Here is a 20,636-nt window from a genome sequence, read left to right as displayed (position 1 = left end):
ATGTCACATCATCTCAAATCCAGCCTGCTGGCCAGCGTGATGGTGCTTGGCGCCGCGCTGGCGCAGGCCGAAATCATCTCGCTGGACAATTACCACAACCCGGGTCCGGCCACGGCGACCTGGGATTATGTGTACCAAGGCTTTGCGTTCTCGCGCTTTAATCCTGGCGACGGCGCCACCAGCGGCACCTGGTATAACGGCTGGTCAATCCCGGTTACTTCTCAGCGCGGGCCGTTTGTGCTGAATGCGCTGACGCTATCCACGTTTCAGAATCTCGACACCGATCCGTACGGCCCGTATGCCGTTCGCAATATCACGGTGACCGGTTTTTTGAATGGCGTAGAGGTCGAAAGCGTGTTGTTTCAGCCCCAGATCACCGACGGCGTGTTTCGCTGGTTTGATACCGGCTTTACCGGGCTGATCGATCGGTTTGTGATCGGCGGCGACGGGCCCGGCCATCTGAATCAATACGACACCAACGCATTTCGCATTACCGGCGTTCCCGAGCCGGAAACCTGGGCGTTGCTGGGCGTGGGTGCAATCGGTTTGGTTTTGCGGCGAGCGCGTCAGACCCGGCGCGCCCCGATGCAGCCTGCCACCACGCGCGCCAGTTCGTCTTGCTGATAAGGCTTGCCCAGGCGCTGCAACGGCATGGCGTCGGGCGGCAGTTCGGCATAACCGGTGGCCAGCACGATGGGCAGGCGCGGCCAGCGTGCGGCGATGGTTTCGGCCAGTTGCAGGCCCGTCATATCGGGCATCGCGTAATCGGTAATGACCAGATCGAAGACATGGCCTTCGTTCAGCAGCGCCAGCGCCGCCGCGCCACTACTGACGGCGCTGACGCTGTGTTTCTGATCTTCCAGCATGGCGCTAGTGCCCAGCAGCACCAGCTCGTCGTCGTCCACCAGCAGCACGGCTAAAGGCCCGTGCGCGGGCAGGGCGGCTTCCACCGCCGCGATGGCTTCCGGGATCACCGTGTCCTGGGCTATCGGCAACCAGATTTCGGCGGTCGTCCCCGCGCCCGGGGTGCTGTGCAATTTAAGCGTGCCACCCAGCTGTTGCGCCACGCCATGCACCATCGGCAAGCCCAGACCGGTGCCTTTGCCGAGGCCTTTGGTAGTAAAGAATGGCTCCAGCGCTTTGCTTAGCGTGGCGGCGTCCATGCCGGTGCCCGTGTCGGTGACGGCCAGCGTGACAAACTCCTGCGGCGGCAAACCCGCGGCCACCGATTCGGCCGCGCTGCGGTTCTTCAGCGCAATCACGATGTCGCCGCCGTCGAGCATCGCATCGCGCGCATTAGTCACCAGGTTCATCAACGCCAGTTCCAGCTGATTGGCATCGGCCATGGCGTGATGCACTTGCAAGGCAAAGCGCGTTTCGATGCTGATTTTATTGCCCACCGCGCGTTGCAACAGCTCGCCGGTCTCGCGCACCAGCGCGGGCAAATCCACCGGTTGGCGCACCAGATCCTGCTTGCGCGCAAACGCCAACATGCGTTCGGTCAGTGCCATACCGCGCCGCGCGCCGTGGATGGCGTTGTCCACCAGCCGGACCAGCCCAGCGTCTTCCACCACGCGTTTGCGCACCAGCTGCATGCAGCTGAGCACCACCATCAGCAGATTGTTGAAGTCATGCGCCACCCCGCCGGTCAGCTGGCCCAGCGCCTCCAGTTTCTGTGACTGGAACAAGGCTTCGCGCGCTTTCTCCAGCGCTTCTTGCGCGGCACGGCGCTCGGTGACATCGCGGGTTACCTTGGCATAGCCGACCAGATCGCCGTTGTCGTCGCGGATCGGGTCGATGACCACATGCGCCTGAAAGCGCGTGCCATCCTTGCGCACACGCCAGCCTTCCTTCTCAAACCGGCCTTCTTCGCGCGCCAGACGCAAACCGCGCGCGGGCTCGCCAGCAGCGCGGTCTTCATCGGTATAAAAGGTGGAGAAATGCTTGCCCAGAATTTCGGCTTCGGAATAACCCTTGATCCGCTCCGCGCCCGCATTCCAGTTGGTGACATTGCCGTCGATATCGAGCATGTAAATGCCGTAATCGATCACGCTTTGCACCAGCAAACGAAAGCGCTGCTCGCTGCTGCGCAAGGCTTCTTCGGCCAGCTTGCGCTCGGTCAGATCGCGCGTGACCTTGGCATAGCCGATCAGATCACCCGCCTCATTGCGGATGGGGTCGATGACCGCATTGGCCCAGAAACGCGTGCCATCCTGGCGCACGCGCCAGCCTTCGCCTTCAAACCGACCCACCGCCGCCGCGGTCTTCAGCGCATGCGCCGGCATGCCGCGGTCACGGTCTTCGGGCGTGTAGAACGTGGAAAAATGCTGCCCCAGAATCTGATGCTTCTCATACCCCTTGAACCGCCGCGCCCCGGCATTCCAGCTGACCACACAACCGTTGGTGTCCAGCATATAAATGGCGTAGTCAGTCACGGCTTCGACAAGGATGCGATAGCGTTCGCTATCGTCCGGCAGCAGGGCGGCAGTAGTCATTGCAAAACCGACAGGGTTGTATGTGAAGGGGGATTCTAACGCGATTTGCTACTTTGGCCCGGAAGGTGTTGGCAATGGGGTAGCAGGGTGGTTATACCGTGCCGGATGTGGGGAGAAATAGCGCACTCGCCGCTGATGGCAGAGCGGCGCCTTCTTGCTTTTTTTTCTTTGCGGCGGCGGGTTGCACCAGCGATTCGAGCGGAATGCCAAGATCGGTATGCAGCCGGTAAATCATTGATAGGGTGAGAGGCCTGGCGCGGGACAGTACCTCATATACCCGATTAAGTCGGCCTATCATCGGAACGAGATCTTTAGCCGTCAAACCTTGTTGCTCCATGCGGAATTTGATGGCCTCGATCGGGTCTGGCGGCGCAATCGGGTGGTGCTGCGCTTCATAAGCTTCAATCAGGGTAACGAGGATTTCAAAGCGATCTTCGTCGGCCGAACCCGGTGCAGGTTCGTTATCAAAGTAGGGAGAAACCATCTTTAATGCCGCGCGATAGTCTTCCTCTGTTCTGATGGGGCGGATATCCATTAATGGCTACTCCAGTTCAACTGTTGCCGCGTCGATATCGTCATACGCTTTATGAGTACCCACAAACTTGACGTAGACGATTTGAAGCCGATAGACCACAGCGACAATCAAGCGGTAATGGTTGCCGTGGATATTGAAAATGACGCGATTATTAGCGACAAAATCGGCGCTGCCGTAACGCGCCTTGATGTCTTGGGGGCTTTTCCACCTTGCGCGCTTCGTTTCCATAACCCAGGCGCGCAGCGGGTGCTCCGATTGGGGATGTCGGGCCCAGAAGGTTTGAAGCGGCGTTACGGAAATTATTCTCATATTGTCATCACCGTGCGATGACAGACTCTAGTCCCAAATTGGGACCAAGGCAACCCTTCCGGGGGTCTGGGCGGCGGACTTGGCAAGTTGTAGCCAGCGCGCCGCCCGCCAAACGATTTACCGCGCCACCACCTGATACTGCACATGCACCGTGTCATGCGCGCCCGGTTTGGCCGAGACCAGCTTCAGTTGCAGTTTTTGCCCCAGCCCTTCGTCGCCTGCTTCAAAAATGGCCGGGCTGCCGGACTTGCCGTCGATGGCGGGGCACAGCAGCAGGCTGATTTCGTCGACCAGGCCGGCCTTCAAAAACGCGCCATTAACCGTCGCGCCGCCTTCCAGCAGCAAGGTCTTGATGCCGAGCTTCTCGCCGATCGCGTTCAGCACTTCGGCCAGATCGATGTCGTTGCCAGGCATCACCACATAGGACACCCCAGCGGCCGTCAGCTCGGCCAGATGGCTGTCGGCGACTGATGCGGTCAGCACTACCACCACGTGGGCGTTGTCGGCGGTGGGGGTGTCCCAATGCAGTTTCGCGTGGCGGTCAATAGCGATGGCGTAGCGTTTTGCGGCGGGGTCCGCCACGTGCCACGGTCGTTCGGGTTGGCTGTCGCCGCTGGCTGCGGGCGCGGCTTTGCCGGTGGCAAATTCCGTCATGGTTTTGGTGCCCGCCAGCCAGGCGTCGGCGGCAAAGCCGTCGTGAATGCGTTGATATTCGGCCAGCATGGCCTCTTGTAGCGTCGAGCCTTCGGGCGCCCATTCGTCAACCAGCAGGCGTCCATCCAGCGGGCTCATCATGTGGCAAATTACGTGGGGTTTCATCGTTGCTCCAGATTCGTGGGTGGTTCAAACCGTCGACGGCGTGGGGCCATCAAGCACAAGTTTCGAATCGTTATGAGAACCCCGCAGGCATAGACAGCGCATCCGGTCTGCCGCCGATTTGCCTGTCGTCCTGGCCGCCAGGAGGGCGCGCCGGTTTATTTAACGTATGAGCGGATCACCTGCAGCACCACGTCCAGATCGTCGCGGCGTTGCGCCTCATCGGGCTCCAGCACCAGATGGTGCGTGATATGCCCTTCAATCACCGCGCCCAGCAAGCCGTTCACCGCGCCCCGGATGGCGGCAATCTGCTGCAGGATGGCGCCGCAATCGGTTTCGTTTTGCAGCTGTTTTTCCAGCGCTGCGGCCTGGCCCTGAATACGGCGCACGCGCGCCATCAGCTTGGGTTTGTCTTGAATGGTGTGGCTCATGATCGGCTCCGGCGGGCAATCGCGCAGCGTAACATGCACAAATACCAGGGGGTAGTATCTACCCATACTCGGGGGTAGTATGTGGCCCCATCGATCCATCGCCCGTTTCTGGTAATCCAATGACCGATTTTTCCACGCTGTTGCAGCACGGTAACGCATGGCTGTTTATCCCCAGCGCCATTCTGTTGGGCGCCTTGCATGGGCTGGAGCCGGGGCATTCCAAGACGATGATGGCGGCGTTTATTGTGGCGATCCGCGGCACGGTGGGGCAGGCAGTGTTGCTGGGCTTGTCGGCCACCTTGTCGCATACCGCGGTGGTGTGGGCAGTGGCGCTGACGGGTTTGTATTTTGGCCGCAACTGGAACGTCGAGGCTTCCGAACCGTGGTTTCAGTTGATCTCGGCGCTGCTGATTATCGCGGTGGCGGCGTGGATGTTGTGGCGCACCTGGCGTGAGCAACAAGCGGCGCAGGCGCACCAGATTGAAAACGCACGCAACGCGCAATCCGCCAGCGATGACATCCGCCAGATCGACACCGGCCACGGCGTCATCAAACTGGCGATTGCGCCCGCCGCAAATGGCGCGGTGTTCCGGTTATACCAGGCCGGGCGCATGGGGCATCACTGGCTGTCGCGCGACGTGCAACTGCAGACCACGCGCGCTGATGGCAGCCAGCACATGTTCAGTTTTGCGTCGCGCATGGGCTATCTGGAATCAACGGAACACATCGCCCTGCCACATGCGTTTACCGCGCGATTGTCATTGGGCCACGCGGGCCATACTCACGATTACGATCTTGCTTTTGGCGAAGCAGGCAGCAGCGATCACGAGGCCGCACAGGCCGCCAGCGGCGAATATCAGGATGCGCATGAACGCGCCCACGCCAACGATATCCGGCGTCGCTTTGCGGGTGGCCAAGCCAGCACAGGCCAGATTGTGATGTTCGGGCTAACCGGGGGCCTGGTGCCGTGTCCTGCTTCGATTACGGTGTTGCTGCTCTGTCTGCAGCTCAAAAAATTCAGCCTCGGTGCGGCGCTGGTGCTGTGTTTCAGCATTGGTCTGGCGCTGACCATGGTGTTGAGCGGCACGCTGGCCGCGCTCTCTGTGCATCACGTGGCTAAGCGCTGGCACGGTTTTGGCGACCTGGCGCGCAAAGCGCCGTTGCTGTCGGGCGTGCTGATTTTGTTGGTTGGCGTGTATCTGGCGTATCACGCGCTGGCGGCATTGCTCTAAAAAAACACGGCCCCCGCGCAGCGCTTGGCCCGCTTCAGGCCAGCGGCCCCGCGCCAAATTTCTCCACCAGAAAATCCACAAACACGCGCACGCGCGCGGGCATGGTCGGGCCGCCCACAAACACGGCGTGAAACGCGTCGCGATCTTGCGGATTAAATGCCTCCAGCAGTGCCACCAGCTTGCCGCTGGCCAGATCGTCCTGCACCGCAAACGCGCCTTCGCGCGCAATGCCTACGCCGTGGCGCGCCAGATGCGTCAGCGCTTCGCCGCTGTTGGCAACGATGCTGCCGGTGACGCGCAGGCGAAAATCACGGCCTTCATGCCGGAAGGGCCAACCTGCTTCGGCGCGACGGAAATTAAAGCCCAGGCAGTTATGCGCAAACAGGTCTTCCGGTGTTCTGGGTGTGCCGTGGCGCGCCAGATAATCCGGAGCGGCGACGATCACATGGCCGGTTTCGCCCAGCTTGCGCGCCGACAGCGGACTATCGGCCAGCGCGCCAAAGCGCACCGCGATATCGGCCTGGCCACCCAGGATATCCACCACATGGTCGGTCAGGCTCAGGTCAACCACCACCTTGGGATAGCGCGCGCAAAATTCGCCCAGCAGCGGCACGATGGCGATGCGGCCGTGTGTTAGCGACGCGCTGACGCGAATGCGCCCGCGTGGCACGCCCTGGTCGGTGATGGCGTCTTCCACTTCGGCGATATCGGCCAGAATGCGCCGGGCCGCGCGCAAATAGGTCTCGCCTTCCACCGTTAACGAAATATGCCGCGTGGTGCGCACCAGCAGCCGCGCGCCCAGCCGGGTTTCGATGCGCGCGATAATGCGGCTGATGGCCGACGGCGTTAAATCCAGTTGCCGCGCCGCCGCCGACAGGCTGCCCTGCTCTGCCACGGCGATAAACACTTCCATCTCGCCCGAACGTCCGCTTACATCCATTTGTGACTCCCACGCAAAACTATTAGTCCCGGATTGCCACTACTGGCACTTTGATATCGCCATTATTCTTGTTGACGCACAAACGAGGAAACAAAAATGCGTTCGATGTCCCCTTTACTCGCGCTTTCGATCGGTGCTTTTGGCATTGGCGTAACCGAATTCGCCCCGATGGGCATGCTGCCAGGCATGGCGTCGGATCTAGGCGTGTCGATCCCGACGGCGGGCTTGCTGGTCAGCGGCTATGCCATGGGCGTGCTGCTCGGCGCGCCGTTCATGACGCTAACCACCACGCGCGTACCGCGCCGCACTTTGCTGATCGCGCTGATGGCGATCTTTACGCTGGGCAATCTGATGTCGGCGTTGGCCACCAGTTACACCGCGTTGCTGATCGCGCGCGTAGTCACCTCGCTGTGCCATGGCGCATTTTTTGGTGTGGGTTCGGTGGTGGCCACGCAAGTGGTCGCGCCCGAAAAACGCGCCGGTGCGGTCGCCACCATGTTTATGGGCCTCACCATCGCCACCATCGGCGGCGTGCCGCTGGCCACGTGGGTGGGCGATACGCTGGGCTGGCGCAGCGCCTTCTGGGGCATCGCCGCGCTGGGGGTGATGGCCATGGCTGCGTTGCGCTACGCACTACCTGATGTGGCAGCAGGCCATAGCGACAACGTGATGGCCGAAATCCGCGTGCTGGGCCAACGCACGGTGCTGTCGGCGCTGGCGCTGACGGTGCTGGGTTCCAGCGCCATGTTCACCGTGTTTACCTACATCGCGCCCATCCTGCATGAGCAAACGCATGCGTCCACTGGCTTTGTTTCGGCCATGTTGATGCTGTTTGGCGTGGGCATGACCATCGGCAATCTGTGGAGCGGCAAAGCTACCGACCGCGCACCCGATCGCACGCTGATCATCACGCTGGTGGCGCTCACCGTCATCCTGCTGGGCTTTGCCGTGATCATGCGCTGGACCGTCCCCGCCGCCATCACCATCCTGTTCTGGGGCATCGCCAGCTTCGCCATCGTGCCGCCGCTGCAAATGCGCGTAATGACCGCCGCCGCCGCCGCACCCAATCTGGCATCCGCCACCAATATCGGCGCGTTCAACCTGGGCAACGCCATAGGCGCGGCGCTGGGCGGCGCGGTCATCGATGCAGGGCTGGGCTACCCGGCAGTGTCGCTGGCCGGCGCGGCGATGGCGGCGAGTGCGCTGGTGACGCTGCTGCTGATCAAAACGTGGGGACGCGCGCCGCTGGCTTCGGCTTGAGGGGTGGGTTGATTAGAGGACCGCAAACAAGCAGCGGGCGATCCAGCAGATCGCCCGTTTCTTTTTGCGGGAAGTAGTTCGGCTCTAGGATCCTGGCCGCTGCCCGTTTTCCCACCAGGAGGTGCGCAGTCGATCAAGCATTGTGTAGCGGCTTGATCACTGACTATCGCGTAATTTGTTTTTGCAGAACGGCTTTCGGTGAATCGCCATAGTCCATCTTTTCAGGCGTGACTAGTGCATTGAATCCGTACTCTGGCGCTGCGTATGTTGGCGGTTTTTCTGACGCGGAAAACCATCATGGCTTGCATGCGAAAGAGGGGGCGGTAATGTCCAGCCCCGTTCTCGATAAAAACGGTAGGGCGATGTGCCTGGCGGCCATGGTGCAGACCACGCCATCCACCGACACCATGCCAAAGTCAGTGCGGGTATGTAGCGATCCGGACAGCGCCATCCAGGTGGCGCAATTCATCGTGGCGGAGATGAAAACAAACCCGTTTTGCGCAGAGGGCCTACGTATCACTGAATACAACCGCTTTGATCAGCAGGAAGAAGTCCGGCGCTGGCGGGCGCTGCCTTGGTATTCGCGGCTTGGCGGCATGCCCGATTTTCAGTCTCAGGCGAGGGCAGCCAAATCGGCGGCGTATACCCTTTGGGCAGAGCGAGCGGGGCCGGGCCGTCCCTGGGATCACAAGCCGCATATTGCGGCGTTGATGAAGCGCCAGGGCCTCTTCAATAAGGGTTGGCACAAGTATGCTCAATACGAGTACTTCTACGATATCTGGTCGAATATCCATTACGGATATGTGGGGCTTGCGATTGGTTTCACCGCCGCAGAGTTGATCATTGGCGCCGGTCTCGCACAGATTGGCGATGACGCCGTCCATTTGAGACGCGGGCAGCACCACGCTGAGAACGGTCCTTGGCCTGCAAGCGCCGACGACGTACAGGATCACACCTCCATTCAACTCGGTATTGATATGTACCTGGTCAAGAAGCCTCAGGCGCTCACTGTCGATTTTATCCTTCAGCAAATATCTGCAGTTCCAATGCCGTGGGGCCTGCCACCTGAAGGCCTGCATGCGAAAGAAGAGCATCAATGCGGCCGGATGCGATGAAAACACCTTCCTTCCTGCAGGGCGCTATCGAGGTGTCGACGCGGCTTGCGCTGGTGTTGCTCGCCATTGCGCTGGTACTGGTATGCCTGGTGGTCGCCTGGCGCCTGGCCAGCCCGGTCGTGGTGATGCATTACGCCGCCGATGCAAAAGCACCGGTTTTGGTGTTGTATGACAGCGGGCGCTTCAAGGGGCGCGATTACGTCAGGCCCGGTAGCGCGCTTACCTATCACGAGGACATGTTTAGCGACGCGCAGCGCTTCATCATGGTGACGGTGCCTGATGGTGCCGGCTACTACGACATCGACTTCGCATTTAGCCGGATCGATATCTACATTGACGCAAATCACGACATCAAACGGGTGGAGGTCAAACAGGATTTTCTGACCCGATTCAATCCGGCGTGGGGCAAATAGCGGGACCATCGGCAAATCAGGAGCAGCCACAATGGGCGTATTGGCAGGTATCGGGGATCGGACAACGTCGGGTGGCGAAATCATTTCCGCCTCTTCCACCTATATCGACGGCGGTAAACAACTGTGCGTCAGCGGCGACAAGGCATGGTGCAAAGCCTGCCGCGGCGCGTTTCCCGTCAGCGGCACAGCGACGCATTGGGCGGACAACGGCAATTTGATGGTGCAGGATGGCGACCGCGTATTGTGTCGCTGCGCCGACAACAGGGTGATTGCGCATTCCAGCAGTTACTACGATCAGACCCCCGCGCCGGCCATTGCGTCGTTCGAGGCAATCGCGGCAGTGTCTGCGCCACCGGCTAATACGTTTGACGACCGCTTCAGGCTATTGAGTGGCCAGACTGGCCAGCCGCTGCCGGGTATTGAATATGCCGTGCGTAGAGCAACCGGCGCGCTGGAGTATGGCGTGACCGACGCGCTTGGATGCACGCACCTTGTGGTTAACCGCGAGAAGCCAGAAATGCTGGCGATCTATTGCTAAGCCGCGTTCGCAGTGCCAGGCCGCCTTGAGCAGGGCGTACCGACGGGGTGTGATGCGGACTCGTCACGCCGCTGCTGATCGAAATGTGGAGACGGTCGCAGCCAGCTTTGGCTGGCGCCGCAGACTATTCGAATTGGCTGATCATAACGCCGGACAATCTGATGGGATGGCCCGGCGTTGTTGCGTGGAAGCGGGAGTGTGCTGCTGGTCCGTGTTCCGTCAATCCGCCACCACCAAAAACGTCGGCGCATGTGCCACCGGAAAATTAACCGAGCGTGCAATAAAGCACTTTTCATGCGCCGTATGGTGCAAGGCGCGGGCCGCCTCGATATCCGCGCCTGCCGCCAGCGTCACCACGGGGCGCAGCGTTACCGACACAAACTGGCCTTCGCCCGTTGCCGCTTCTTCCATCACCCCTTCCGCGTGGTCTTCGTAGGCGGTCACCACAATGCCCGCCGCAGCGCACAAGCCCAGGTACCACAGCTTGTGGCAGGCGGCCAGCGAGCCGACCAGCAAGTCTTCCGGATTCCAGCGCGTGGCATCGCCGCGAAAGCTCGGGTCGGATGAGCCCGCCATATCGGCTTTGCCCTCCACTGACAGCGTATGTGCACGGCTATACGCGCGCGGTGTAGCGGTGCCGCTGCCTGCATTGCCGGTCCAGGTCACGGTTACGCTGTAGTGATGTTGTTTGTTGGGCATGGAACGGGGTCCCGGGTTGGATTAGCGTGGTGCGCCAAGGGTGGGCAATGCCGTTTGCACGGCGGCGGTAATCATATCGCGCAACCAGCGATGTGCCGGGTCGGCGTCAAAGCGTGGGTGCCAGATGGCCGCGATTTTGAGGGTGGGCGTGGCGACGGGCAACTCGAAATGCTGCAACCGTGGCGCGCCCGTTGCAGCGCTGGCCAGCGCGTGGCCCAGGCTTGCCGACGATACCAACCCCAGCGCATCGCAATTGCCCACAATCTGCATGGCATTGGCAAAGTTGGGCACCACCAGCGCGACGTTGCGGCGCAGACCACGTTGCTCCAGCGCTTCATCCACCGGCCCCGCAAAATCTGCCTTGCGTGACACCACCACGTGCGGATAGCTGGCGTAATGGGCCGCGGTCATCGCCGCATGCGACAGCAGCGGATGCCCGACGCGGCAGATGCCGACAAAGCGGTCTTCAAACAGCAAACGCGTTTTGATTTCGGGGGCGAGCGTGCCGAGCGTGCCGATTTCCAGATCGATTGCGCCATCGCGTAGCGGCTGCGCATCCTTGTCAAATTTGGGCGTAAAGCGCAGGCACACGCGGGGTGCCGTGCGGGCGAGCGCGGTCAGCAGCGTCGCGCCCACCAGATCAACAAAACCATCGTTGGCGCGCAGCGTAAACGTGCGTTGCAATGTGGCCGGATCAAAGTGGCTGCGGGCCGGTTGCAGCACGCGCTGGGCCGCTTGCGCCAGGCCCTGCACCTGATCACGCAGTTGTTCAGCGTAGGGCGTCAGTACCAGATTGCGGCCGGCTTGCACCAGCAATGGGTCGCCGGTGACGCTGCGCAAGCGCGTCAGCGTACGACTCATGGCGGACGCGCTCAAACCCAGGCGGCGCGCGGCGCGGGTGACGCTCATTTCTGTCAGCAACGCATCCAGCGCGGGCAGCAGATTCAGGTCTACAGAGGGCATGGCGTATTGGCTTTCCAGTTGTGCATGGTATGCAATCGATTATTGCATGTGATGCGTCTGGTGCAAGCTCGGCGAGGCGCTCAGAATCAAACGCCATCCCACATCACACCGAGGTACGCCGCATGAGCGATTCCGCACAACAGTCTTCGCCACCCACTTTGTTATTGATCGGCGCATCGCGCGGCCTGGGCCTGGCCATGGCGGCCGAGTTTTTACAGCGCAACTGGCAGGTGACCGCCACCGTGCGCGGCGACCACAAAACGCCTTTGCATGCTCTGGCTGAGCAACACGCAGGCGCGCTGCAGATTGAGCAACTGGATATCACGCTGCCCGAGCAGATTGCCGCGCTGCGAACGCGCCTGGCCGAGCGCCGGTTCGACATGTTGTTTGTCAACGCAGGCACCGCCAATACCCGGCAGGACGAAACCATTGCCGATATTTCAACCGATGAATTTGTCCGCGTGATGCTCACCAACACGCTGGGCCCGATGCGCGTGGTGGAGGCCTTGCAGCATCAGGTAAAGCCGGACGGTTTGATCGGCGTGATGTCGTCGGGGCAGGGCAGCATCGCCAATAACGAAAAAGGCGGGCACGAGGTTTATCGCGGCAGCAAAGCAGCGCTTAACCAGTACATGCGCAGCTATGCCGCGCGCCATGCCGGCGAACCGCGTGCGCTGGTGCTGATGGCACCGGGCTGGATCCGCACCGACCTGGGCGGCCCGGATGCCCCGTTTGGCGTGGAAGAAACCATGCCCGCCATCGTGGACGTGCTGCTGGCCAAACGCACGCGACCGGGGCTGGAATATCTGGATCGCAATGGCCGCACGGTGCCGTGGTAAACGCGAGGGGGCGCGGCCGCACTTGTCTAGCGCGTGCGTTTCCATTCCTGGATTTGCGGCAAGGTCGCCGTCGCGCCGCCACACACCACCATCATCACCTGGGCGTAGCCAGCCAGCGCTGCGCCGTCATAGGCCAGGGCCAGCGCGGCACCACAAGCCGGTTCCACCAGCACGCGGTGGTCATTCAAAAAGCGCTCGCAGGCGTCCAGCGCGGCCAGATCGGAGACCAGCACGCTGCTGACCGGATGTTGCTGGGCATACGCCAGCGCCTGATCGCACACGCGCTTGGCGCCCAACGAGGTGGCAATCGAATCAATGCGTTCCAGTTCCACCGGCTTGCCCGCGTTGATGGCCGCATGCAGCGATCCCGCGCCATGGGTCTCGACCGCGATCACGGGTACGTCGTGCCAGCCATTGCGTTGCAACCCTTCCACCACGCCGCACAGCAAACCGCCACCGCCCACTGACAACACCACGGCATCAGGCTTGAAGGCGGTTTGCGCCACTTCATCGATCATCGAGGCGTGGCCTGCCCATAGCAGCGGGTCATCAAACGGATGGATAAACGCATCGGTGGGTGACACCAGCGTTTGCGCCAGTTGGTTGGCTTCTTGCCACGACGCGCCATGCACGATCACTTCGGCGCCTTCCAGCTTCAACAATTCGATCGCGCGCGCGGTGGTGGTGGCCGGTACGACCACGGTCACAGGCAAGCCCAGCTTGCGCCCCGCATAGGCCACCGCCAGGCCCGCATTGCCGCCCGACGACGAGATAAAGCGCTGCGCGCCGCGACCGTGATGCGTTTCGCAGGCATGCCCCACGCCGCGCAATTTAAACGAGCCGCACGGCTGCAGCGCATCCATCTTTAACCAGATGGCGGTGTGGGCGTTAACGCTAAGCGGGCGGGATTCAAGCAGCGGTGTGGCAATGTGCAAAGGCATGGCGGCGGGACCAGGTCAGGTAAAAAAAAGCACCCGCCCCGATATAAAACCGGCGCGGGAGGGGGTACGCAATTCTTGCCGTAGCGTGTCCATCCGGTCAACCCGCGCGGGCGGCGCGACTGCGGCGGCCTTCCATGCCACAATCAAGGCCCCACCTGCCGTCTCGTTGGAAAATCACCATGCCGCTGCATACCTGGTTGCTGTTTGCGACTGCCTATTTGATCACCACCATTTCGCCCGGCCCCAATGTGCTGCTGGTCATCCGCAACACGTTGCGCTACGGCCGTGCCGGCACCGCGCCAACCATCGCCGGCAATCTGCTGTCGCAACTGGTGGTGGTTGTGCTGGTGGCGTTGGGCGTGGGCGCGGTGCTGGCGGCGATGCCACCGTTGTTTTTGCTGATGAAAGTGATGGGCGCAGCCTACCTGATGTACCTGGGCATCAAGCAATTGCGCGGCGGTGCGGGCAGCGCGGCTACGGCCGCGACAGCACCCGCTGCGCCCGCGTTAAACCGCGGCAAGATTTTCCGCGAGGCGGTGCTGGTGTCGGGCAGCAACCCGAAAACCTTGATCTTTTTGTCGGCGTTCATGCCGCAGTTCATTTCGCATGACCGGCCTTTGGCAGGGCAGTTTGCGATCATGTACCTGACCGTCGCCGCGACTGTGGCCACGGTGCACACGGTTTATTCGCTGGGCGTGCGCGGCATGGCGGCCCGACATTTGCCAAGGCGCTGGAATGGCATCGTCAAACGCGCCAGCGGGCTGTTGTTTGTGGGGCTGGGCGTCAAGCTGCTGCTTACCAAACGCGCCTGATACCGGGTTCGATTTCTTTGAAGCCCGGTGGTCGATGCTTCAGCCGTCGGCCTTGTGGCAAACCACTTCCACATTATGTCCATCGGGCGCGATGACAAATGCGGCGTAGTAGTTGGGTGAGTACTTGGGCCGCAAGCCTGGCGCGCCGTGGTCGATGCCGCCTGCGGCCAGCGCGGCGTGGTAGAAGGCGTCAACTTGCGCGCGGTTGTCGGCGCGAAACGCCAGGTGCAGATGCGCGGGTTTCTCGTCGGTGGGAAACAGGCACAGCGAGCATTCGTCATCGCCGCACATCTCTATGCCCAGTTCATTTTCCGCCACCAGCTTGATGCCGAGCGGGGCCAGCGCCGCCAAGTAAAACGCCTTGCTGGCGGCATAGTCGCTCACACCAAAAACCACATGATCAAACATAAACGCTCCCAAAGTGCATAGGGTGGGTCATGACCCACCATCCAAAGTGATATGCCAAGCTCTACGCCAAGGCAAATTACACAAACCCTTCCGCCGTAACCGTATTCCAGTCACAGCGCTTCAGAACATGGCTTTGAATGGTGGGTCGAGACCCACCCTATGCGGCGATAACCTTGTCCGGGGTGATGGGGGTGTCGCGGATGCGGCGGCCGGTGGCGTGATAGATGGCGTTGCTGACGGCTGCCGCCACGCCCACCAGGCCGATCTCGCCTACGCCTTTGGCGCCCAGCCGGCTGACCACGCGGTCGTCCTCTTCCACAAAAATCACTTCAATATCGTGGATATCTGCGTTCACCGCCACATGGTATTCCGCAAAATTGGCGTTCATAAAGCGGCCCAGCCGATGGTCCTGCAAGGTCTCTTCATGCAGCGCCTGGCTAATGCCCCAGACCACGCCGCCGGTAATCTGGCTATGCGCGGTTTTGGCGCTGATGATCTTGCCTGCCGCAATCGCCGACACCACGCGGGTTACGCGCACGGTGCCGAAATCCTCATCCACGTGTACTTCGCAGAACACGGCCGAATGCGTAGCGCGTTGGTATTTTCGCTGCTTTAACGCATCGGGCAGCATCAGATATTTAACCTCAACGCGCGCCTCGCCCGCGTGCTGCAGCAGTTGCGGCAATTCAATCCTGACCTCGGGCCGCGCACGCAAGCGCAACGTGCCGTCCGCAAACTCGACCTCATCGATTTTTGCTTTGGCAAACGGTGAATCCGGCAGCGCCTTGGCCAGCTTCAGCAAGCGTTTCTGCAGCTTCTCGCACGCGCCTTCCACGGCTGAACCGACCGTGGTGACATGGCTTGATCCCCCCTCAATCGGGGCCACCGGCAGCGTCGAATCGCCCAGTTGAAACGTCACCCGTTCCATCGGCAAGCCCATGCTGGCCGCCGCAATCATCGCCATCACCGTATAAGTGCCGGTGCCGATATCGGTGGCGGCGCTGCTGACCACCAGCCGGCCATCGGCATGCAACACGGCGCTGGCGCGGGCAAACATCTGCATGGCGTCCCACGTGCCGGTGGCCATGCCCCAGCCCACCCACTCATTGCCTTTGCGCATCGAACGCGGTGCAGCGGGGCGCTGGTCCCAACCAAAGCGCGCCGCGCCCTGGGTGTAGCAGTCGCGCAAGGCCTTGGTCGAAAACGGCAGGTTTTTGGTCGGGTCGATCTCGGCGTAGTTTTTAAGCCGCAGCGCCAGCGGGTCCATCTGCAGCGCGTACGACAATTCATCCATCGCAATTTCCAGCGCATGCACGCCGTGCGCCGCGCCCGGAGCGCGCATATCGATGGGTGTGTAGTTGTCCAGGTCGACCAGGTGATAGCTCAGGCGGATGTTGTCGCAGGCGTACAGCTGGCCCGACCAGTTGACCACCACTTCGGTGTAATCCTCGCGCCGCGAAGTCTCGGCCACTGCATCGTGCTGGATCGACACCAGCGTGCCGTCGCGTTCTGCCGCCAGCTTGATGGCCTGGCGGGTTTCCGGGCGATGGCCAAAGGTAAACATCTGTTGCCGCGTCAACACCACGCGCACCGAGCGCTTCAGCTTCAGCGCCGCCATCACCGCCAACGGCAACTGGTATTGCGGGCGCAAGCCCGAGCCAAACGCGCCGCCCACATACGGGTTGCGCACGGTGACTTTGCGGCTGGATAAACCAAACACGTGCGACACATACCAGCGGCTGTTCTGCGAGCTCTGGGTTTTGTCATAGATGGTCAGATGGCCATCGGCTTCGCGGATCACCGTCGAGGCAAACAGCTCCATCGGGTTGTGATGTTCTACGCCGCTGTGGAATTCGGCTTCGATCTTGACCGGCGCGGCGTCAAATGCGGCCTGCGCGTGGCCTTTTTCTTTCGGCGGCGGCGCAAAGCCGGCTTTCAGGCCGTGCGGATCATGCGCGCGGTGCAGATGCGCGGCCAGCTCGGTTTCGTGCGGCTCCACCGCATAATCGGGCCGCACCAGCGTGGCGGCGTGGCGCGCGGCTTCAAAGGTTTCGGCCAGCACCAGCGCAATCGGCTGGCCGCTATAAAACACCACATCGTCGTACAAGGGCCGGAAAGGGAAACCGCCAGGCGCCGTCATATCTTTGTACGACAATTTAAAAGGCCGCATCCGCGGACGGTTGCTGTGCGTAATGATGTCGATCACGCCCGGTACGCGCAGCGCATCGGCCAGATCAAAGCCCAGGATGCGGCCTTTGGTGATGGTGCTGTTCACCACCACGCCATAAGCCAGATCGGCGGCCGGGTGTTCGGCGGCATAACGCGCCGCGCCGGTGACTTTGGCGCGGCCATCCACGCGCGACACCGACATGCCGGGCTGAACCATGCCGGTGCCCGGTTCTGCGGTGGGGGTCTTTAGCGGTTCGATCAGCTCGGTCATTGCAGAGACTCCTCGGCGCTAGCGTCGCCTTCGTCCCGATTGGTCAGGGTGCCAACCACGGCGCTTTGCAGCACACGAATGATGGCGCGATGGGCCAGCGTGATTTTGAAATCGTTCTGGCCCTGGCCTTGCGCGCCTTCCAGCAAGGCGTCGGCTACGCGGGCGAAGAGTGCGTCGTGCGGCAGTGCGCCGTGCAGTAGCGCTTCGGCGTCGGGCTTGCGCCAGGGTTTATGCGCCACACCGCCCAGGGCAATGCGCGCTTGGGTAATGCGGCCCGCGTCATCCAGCTGCAGCGCGGCGGCCACCGACACCAAGGCAAACGCGTACGAAGCGCGATCACGCAGTTTCAGATAGACCGAATGCGCGGCAAACGCGGCCGCCTCGGCGGGCAGGGTGATTTGCGTGATCAGTTCATCGGCGGCCAGCGTGGTGTCGTGCTGTGGCGTGTCGCCGGGCAAACGATGGAAATCGGCAAACTCGATTTCGCGCTCGCCGCGCGCCGACTGCACGTGCACGCGCGCCCCCAAGGCCGCCAGCGCCACGCACAGGTCCGACGGGTGAGTGGCGATGCAATGGGAGCTGGCGCCCAGGATGGCGTGTTGCCGCGTCACCCCACCAATGGCGGAGCAGCCGCTGCCCGGATCCCGTTTGTTACAGGGCACGCCCACGTCGTAAAAATAATGACAGCGCGTGCGTTGCAGTAGATTGCCGCCGTTGCTGGCCATATTGCGGATCTGCGGCGATGCGCCCGCCAGGATCGCCGCCGTCAGCAGCGGATAACGGGTACGCACCCAAGGGTGATACGCCGTGTCGGCATTGCGGGCCAAGGCACCCAATTGCAAGCCGCCGTCGGCGGTTTCGCTAATGGCATCCAGCGGCAGGCCGTTCACATCCACCAGCCGTGCCGGGTGCATCACATCGGCCTTCATCAGGTCGACCAGATTGGTGCCGCCCGCCAGAAAACGGTTGGGCATGCTGTCGTTAAAATCGGTCTGGATGGCGACGAGCGCCGCGTCGGTGTCGGTGGGCGCGCTGTAGGCAAACGGGTTCATGACAGCACCGTCCCGACCACAGTGGGCCGCACCGGTGCTTCGGGTTGGGCAGCGGGCGCGATGCCCATCACCTGGCTGACCGCTTGCACAATCTGCGGATAGGCGCCGCAACGACAGACATTGCCGCTCATCAATTCACGCACGCCCGCGGTGGTGTGCGCCTCACCTTCGCGCATCAAACCCACCGCCGAGCAAATCTGCCCCGGCGTGCAATAGCCACATTGCAAGGCATCGTGGTCGATAAAGGCTTGTTGCAGCGGATGTAACTGGTTGCCGTCGGCCAGGCCTTCGATGGTGGTGATTTCATGACCGTTCTGGCTCACGGCCAAGGCCAGACAGGCGTTGATGCGGCGGCCATTGCTTAACACCGTACAGGCGCCGCACTGGCCGTGGTCACAGCCTTTCTTGCTGCCGGTCAGCAACATGCGTTCGCGCAACAAATCCAGCAGGGTTACCCAGGTTTCGATTTCAAACTGGTGGCGTGTGCCGTTAACGGTCAGTTCGATCGGATACAGCGGCGCAGCCATGGTCACGGGCGAAGGCGGCGTGGCGGTGGCGTGGTTTTCGGTCAGCATGGCAGTCCCGCAGCGTTAAAAGCGATAGCCGATTCTGGCAGAGGGCCCCATCGCAAAAAGCCGGTGCCACGCCTACATCGCTGCAGGCGTACGCACCGGCTGTGAGCCGCGCCAGACTTAGCGGCGAGCGGTCAGGCCGGGTGTTTCGGAGCGCACCAGAAACTGGTAGGTGGTTTCCGGCAGATGCTCCAGCAGCCATTTCGCCATCGCTTGCTCTTGCGGCAGGATCTGCTCGCAGGCGCGTTGGGTTTCGATATCGCCGGTGGCGCGCGCGGCTTCGATCAGCACCGTGTAGGTGGCAATTTCCAGGTTCTCGAACACATAGCCGCTGATCGAACCCTTGATCACTTCATCGCTCATGGTCATGCCGCCAACGGCCTGGCCAAACGCCATCAGCGTGCCACCCAGGTCTTTCAGTACCGAATGCGAACCGCCCAGGCGCGCAATACATTCTTCCAGCAGCTTTTGCTGGCCGAGGGTTTCTTGCAAATGCTGATCGATGCGCGCTTTCAGCTCGGGATAGTTTTCCAGGCGCGAGGACTGGCCTTTCAGCATGTGCTCGGCCTGTTGCTCCATGGCATGGGCGTCGCGCAGCCAGTCCAGCAGGTTTTCTTTACGGTCGGTGGTCATGTTGATACTCCAGATGTGGGTTGCGTCAGCGCAGCCGGCCCGTGCCCGGCAAGGGCGGCGGCTGTGAGTGGCACCCATCATCAACGCAATGCGGGCGGTTGATAGTCAGCCACTGCTGTCGCCACGCGTAGGCCGGTGCAGATATTTGTTGTGCGCAGATAAATAGCGAAAGCGGGCAGATCCGCGCACCACGTCGGCGGCATTCACACTGGGGCGGCTACTTTGCCAACGCGCGCACGATGCCACCGGACAGCGCGCCGCGCCCCACGCAAGCTAATGCGCCGCACGGCATCGACCCGTGCTGATCCACCATCCGGAGTGGTATGCCAGGACCGCGGTCTGTGGCATTTGGCTTTGAATGGTGGGTCTCGACCCACCGTATGCAGCAGCCGAGACCACGGCGCCAGTTGTTGGTGGCAAGAGAGGCTGGGTCCGGCTCCGCCATCCAGATTTCATAGGGTGGGTCGAGACCCACCAAACAGAGTGGCGGGCCAAAACCGCAGCCAGTGGCATTGGCTTTGAAGGGTGGGTCTCGACCCACCGTATGCGACACCCGCGACCACGGCGCCAGTGGTGGGGCGAGAGAGACTGAGTCTGGATCCGCCATCCAGATTCCATAGGGTGGGTCGAGACCCACCAGCCAGAGTGGTATGCCAGGACCGCTGTTTGTGGCATTGGCTTTGAATGGTGGGTCTCGACCCACCGTATGCGACACCCGCGACCACGATGCCGGGTGGTGAGTGGCGAGAGAGACTGAGTCTGGCTCCGCCATCCAGATTTCATAGAGTGGGTCGAGACCCACCAGCCAGAGTGGCATGCCAAAACCGCAGCCAGTGGCATTGGCTTTGAATGGTGGGTCTAGACCCACCGTATGCGACACCCGACCCCGCGGGCGTCACGTGGCGAGCGCGCAGGCTTATTCGGTCTGCAGCACGTAATAGTCGGGCTGCAAATGCGCAAAGCGCTGCGCCAGCAGTAGCAGCTGCTGCCGGCGCAGCGCGCCGACCGGGTCATCATGCTGAGTGACGGCGGCAGCCAGTTCAAGCGCCTGGACGATCAGGCCGAGCTGTTCGGGGCTGAGGGAGAGGGGCATGGATATTGAAACGAATGTGGATACAGGCTTCAGCTTGGCCTGACTGGCGCCGCGCCGCCATAGCCCGCGCCGCCAAATGCAGGTAGGTCAGCCGCCAGGG

At 61.9% G+C, this 20,636-nt stretch carries 23 protein-coding genes; 8 read left to right on the top strand and 15 right to left on the bottom strand.

Going from position 1 to position 20,636, the window contains the following annotated elements; translation table 11 throughout:
- Window positions 1–624 (top strand): PEP-CTERM sorting domain-containing protein, encoded by a 624-nt coding sequence (locus tag WG78_RS19905; protein WP_053939586.1) that lies wholly within the window; start codon window positions 1–3, stop codon window positions 622–624.
- On the opposite strand, the gene WG78_RS19900 is transcribed toward WG78_RS19905, so the two are convergent.
- The 5 genes from WG78_RS19900 to WG78_RS19880 form a co-directional block, all read right to left on the bottom strand.
- The gene (locus tag WG78_RS19900) at window positions 567–2,495 is read right to left on the bottom strand and encodes a hybrid sensor histidine kinase/response regulator (RefSeq protein WP_053939585.1); all 1,929 of its coding nucleotides are present in this window, start codon (window positions 2,493–2,495) and stop codon (window positions 567–569) included. The genes WG78_RS19905 and WG78_RS19900 overlap by 58 nt on opposite strands.
- A gap of 91 nt (window positions 2,496–2,586) precedes the next feature.
- Window positions 2,587–3,030, bottom strand: a complete 444-nt coding sequence (locus WG78_RS19895; RefSeq protein ID WP_201782501.1) for a helix-turn-helix domain-containing protein — start codon at window positions 3,028–3,030, stop codon at window positions 2,587–2,589.
- A 6-nt stretch (window positions 3,031–3,036) separates the two neighbouring features.
- Window positions 3,037–3,339, bottom strand: a complete 303-nt coding sequence (locus WG78_RS19890; RefSeq protein WP_053939584.1) for a type II toxin-antitoxin system HigB family toxin — start codon at window positions 3,337–3,339, stop codon at window positions 3,037–3,039.
- Window positions 3,340–3,456: 117 nt separating this feature from the next.
- Complete coding sequence (locus tag WG78_RS19885; RefSeq protein ID WP_053939583.1) at window positions 3,457–4,158, bottom strand: RibD family protein; 702 nt, start codon at window positions 4,156–4,158, stop codon at window positions 3,457–3,459.
- A 155-nt stretch (window positions 4,159–4,313) separates the two neighbouring features.
- Entirely contained in the window at window positions 4,314–4,586 is a 273-nt protein-coding gene (locus tag WG78_RS19880; protein ID WP_053939582.1) for a metal/formaldehyde-sensitive transcriptional repressor, read from the bottom strand.
- Between the two features lie 119 nt (window positions 4,587–4,705).
- Between WG78_RS19880 and WG78_RS19875 the strand changes: the two genes are divergently transcribed.
- On the top strand, window positions 4,706–5,818 hold the full coding sequence (locus tag WG78_RS19875) for a nickel/cobalt efflux transporter (protein WP_053939581.1): 1,113 nt from the start codon (window positions 4,706–4,708) through the stop codon (window positions 5,816–5,818).
- A gap of 34 nt (window positions 5,819–5,852) precedes the next feature.
- On the opposite strand, the gene WG78_RS19870 is transcribed toward WG78_RS19875, so the two are convergent.
- Window positions 5,853–6,758, bottom strand: coding sequence for a LysR family transcriptional regulator (locus tag WG78_RS19870; protein WP_083459434.1), 906 nt, complete (start codon window positions 6,756–6,758; stop codon window positions 5,853–5,855).
- Between the two features lie 96 nt (window positions 6,759–6,854).
- Here WG78_RS19870 and WG78_RS19865 point away from each other — a divergent pair, with 96 nt between their 5' ends.
- The 4 genes from WG78_RS19865 to WG78_RS19850 all read left to right on the top strand — a co-directional run bounded on the left by WG78_RS19865 (window position 6,855) and on the right by WG78_RS19850 (window position 10,084).
- Entirely contained in the window at window positions 6,855–8,018 is a 1,164-nt protein-coding gene (locus WG78_RS19865; RefSeq protein WP_053939579.1) for an MFS transporter, read from the top strand.
- Window positions 8,019–8,344: 326 nt separating this feature from the next.
- Window positions 8,345–9,133, top strand: a complete 789-nt coding sequence (locus WG78_RS19860) for a polymorphic toxin type 44 domain-containing protein (protein WP_152969322.1) — start codon at window positions 8,345–8,347, stop codon at window positions 9,131–9,133.
- The gene (locus WG78_RS19855) at window positions 9,130–9,546 is read left to right on the top strand and encodes a hypothetical protein (RefSeq protein ID WP_053939577.1); all 417 of its coding nucleotides are present in this window, start codon (window positions 9,130–9,132) and stop codon (window positions 9,544–9,546) included. Before WG78_RS19860 ends, WG78_RS19855 begins: the two co-directional genes overlap by 4 nt.
- A gap of 31 nt (window positions 9,547–9,577) precedes the next feature.
- Window positions 9,578–10,084 (top strand): PAAR domain-containing protein, encoded by a 507-nt coding sequence (locus tag WG78_RS19850; RefSeq protein WP_053939576.1) that lies wholly within the window; start codon window positions 9,578–9,580, stop codon window positions 10,082–10,084.
- 219 nt (window positions 10,085–10,303) lie between these two features.
- On the opposite strand, the gene WG78_RS19845 is transcribed toward WG78_RS19850, so the two are convergent.
- Window positions 10,304–10,783 (bottom strand): OsmC family protein, encoded by a 480-nt coding sequence (locus WG78_RS19845; RefSeq protein ID WP_053939575.1) that lies wholly within the window; start codon window positions 10,781–10,783, stop codon window positions 10,304–10,306.
- A 21-nt stretch (window positions 10,784–10,804) separates the two neighbouring features.
- Entirely contained in the window at window positions 10,805–11,746 is a 942-nt protein-coding gene (locus tag WG78_RS19840) for a LysR family transcriptional regulator (RefSeq protein ID WP_053939574.1), read from the bottom strand.
- A gap of 122 nt (window positions 11,747–11,868) precedes the next feature.
- Here WG78_RS19840 and WG78_RS19835 point away from each other — a divergent pair, with 122 nt between their 5' ends.
- Window positions 11,869–12,585: an SDR family oxidoreductase gene (locus WG78_RS19835; RefSeq protein ID WP_053939573.1), complete on the top strand. Its 717-nt coding sequence runs from the start codon at window positions 11,869–11,871 to the stop codon at window positions 12,583–12,585.
- 26 nt (window positions 12,586–12,611) lie between these two features.
- Here WG78_RS19835 and WG78_RS19830 read toward each other — a convergent pair whose 3' ends face one another.
- On the bottom strand, window positions 12,612–13,526 hold the full coding sequence (locus WG78_RS19830) for a pyridoxal-phosphate dependent enzyme (protein ID WP_053939572.1): 915 nt from the start codon (window positions 13,524–13,526) through the stop codon (window positions 12,612–12,614).
- A 179-nt stretch (window positions 13,527–13,705) separates the two neighbouring features.
- Here WG78_RS19830 and WG78_RS19825 point away from each other — a divergent pair, with 179 nt between their 5' ends.
- A complete protein-coding gene (locus tag WG78_RS19825; protein WP_053939571.1) occupies window positions 13,706–14,338 on the top strand; it encodes a LysE family translocator in 633 nt (210 codons plus the stop codon).
- Between the two features lie 39 nt (window positions 14,339–14,377).
- Here the strand turns inward: WG78_RS19825 and WG78_RS19820 are convergent, their stop codons facing one another.
- The 6 genes from WG78_RS19820 to WG78_RS22770 form a co-directional block, all read right to left on the bottom strand.
- Window positions 14,378–14,746 (bottom strand): VOC family protein, encoded by a 369-nt coding sequence (locus WG78_RS19820; protein ID WP_053939570.1) that lies wholly within the window; start codon window positions 14,744–14,746, stop codon window positions 14,378–14,380.
- Window positions 14,747–14,903: 157 nt separating this feature from the next.
- Window positions 14,904–17,186 carry a xanthine dehydrogenase family protein molybdopterin-binding subunit gene (locus tag WG78_RS19815; protein WP_053939569.1) on the bottom strand — a complete coding sequence of 761 codons (2,283 nt, stop codon included), beginning with the start codon at window positions 17,184–17,186 and terminating at the stop codon, window positions 14,904–14,906.
- On the bottom strand, window positions 17,183–18,238 hold the full coding sequence (locus tag WG78_RS19810) for an FAD binding domain-containing protein (RefSeq protein ID WP_053939568.1): 1,056 nt from the start codon (window positions 18,236–18,238) through the stop codon (window positions 17,183–17,185). Before WG78_RS19810 ends, WG78_RS19815 begins: the two co-directional genes overlap by 4 nt.
- Entirely contained in the window at window positions 18,235–18,813 is a 579-nt protein-coding gene (locus WG78_RS19805; protein WP_152969321.1) for a (2Fe-2S)-binding protein, read from the bottom strand. The genes WG78_RS19810 and WG78_RS19805 overlap by 4 nt, the downstream gene beginning before the upstream one ends.
- Before the next feature lie 117 nt (window positions 18,814–18,930).
- Window positions 18,931–19,443, bottom strand: a complete 513-nt coding sequence (locus tag WG78_RS19800) for a ferritin-like domain-containing protein (protein ID WP_053939567.1) — start codon at window positions 19,441–19,443, stop codon at window positions 18,931–18,933.
- 916 nt (window positions 19,444–20,359) lie between these two features.
- A complete protein-coding gene (locus WG78_RS22770; protein WP_161805166.1) occupies window positions 20,360–20,536 on the bottom strand; it encodes a hypothetical protein in 177 nt (58 codons plus the stop codon).
- Between the last annotated feature and the right edge of the window lie 100 nt (window positions 20,537–20,636).

The sequence above is a fragment of the Amantichitinum ursilacus genome, from assembly GCF_001294205.1.
Taxonomy (GTDB): Bacteria; Pseudomonadota; Gammaproteobacteria; order Burkholderiales; family Chitinibacteraceae; genus Amantichitinum; species Amantichitinum ursilacus.
This window is presented reverse-complemented; position numbering and strand designations above follow the sequence as displayed.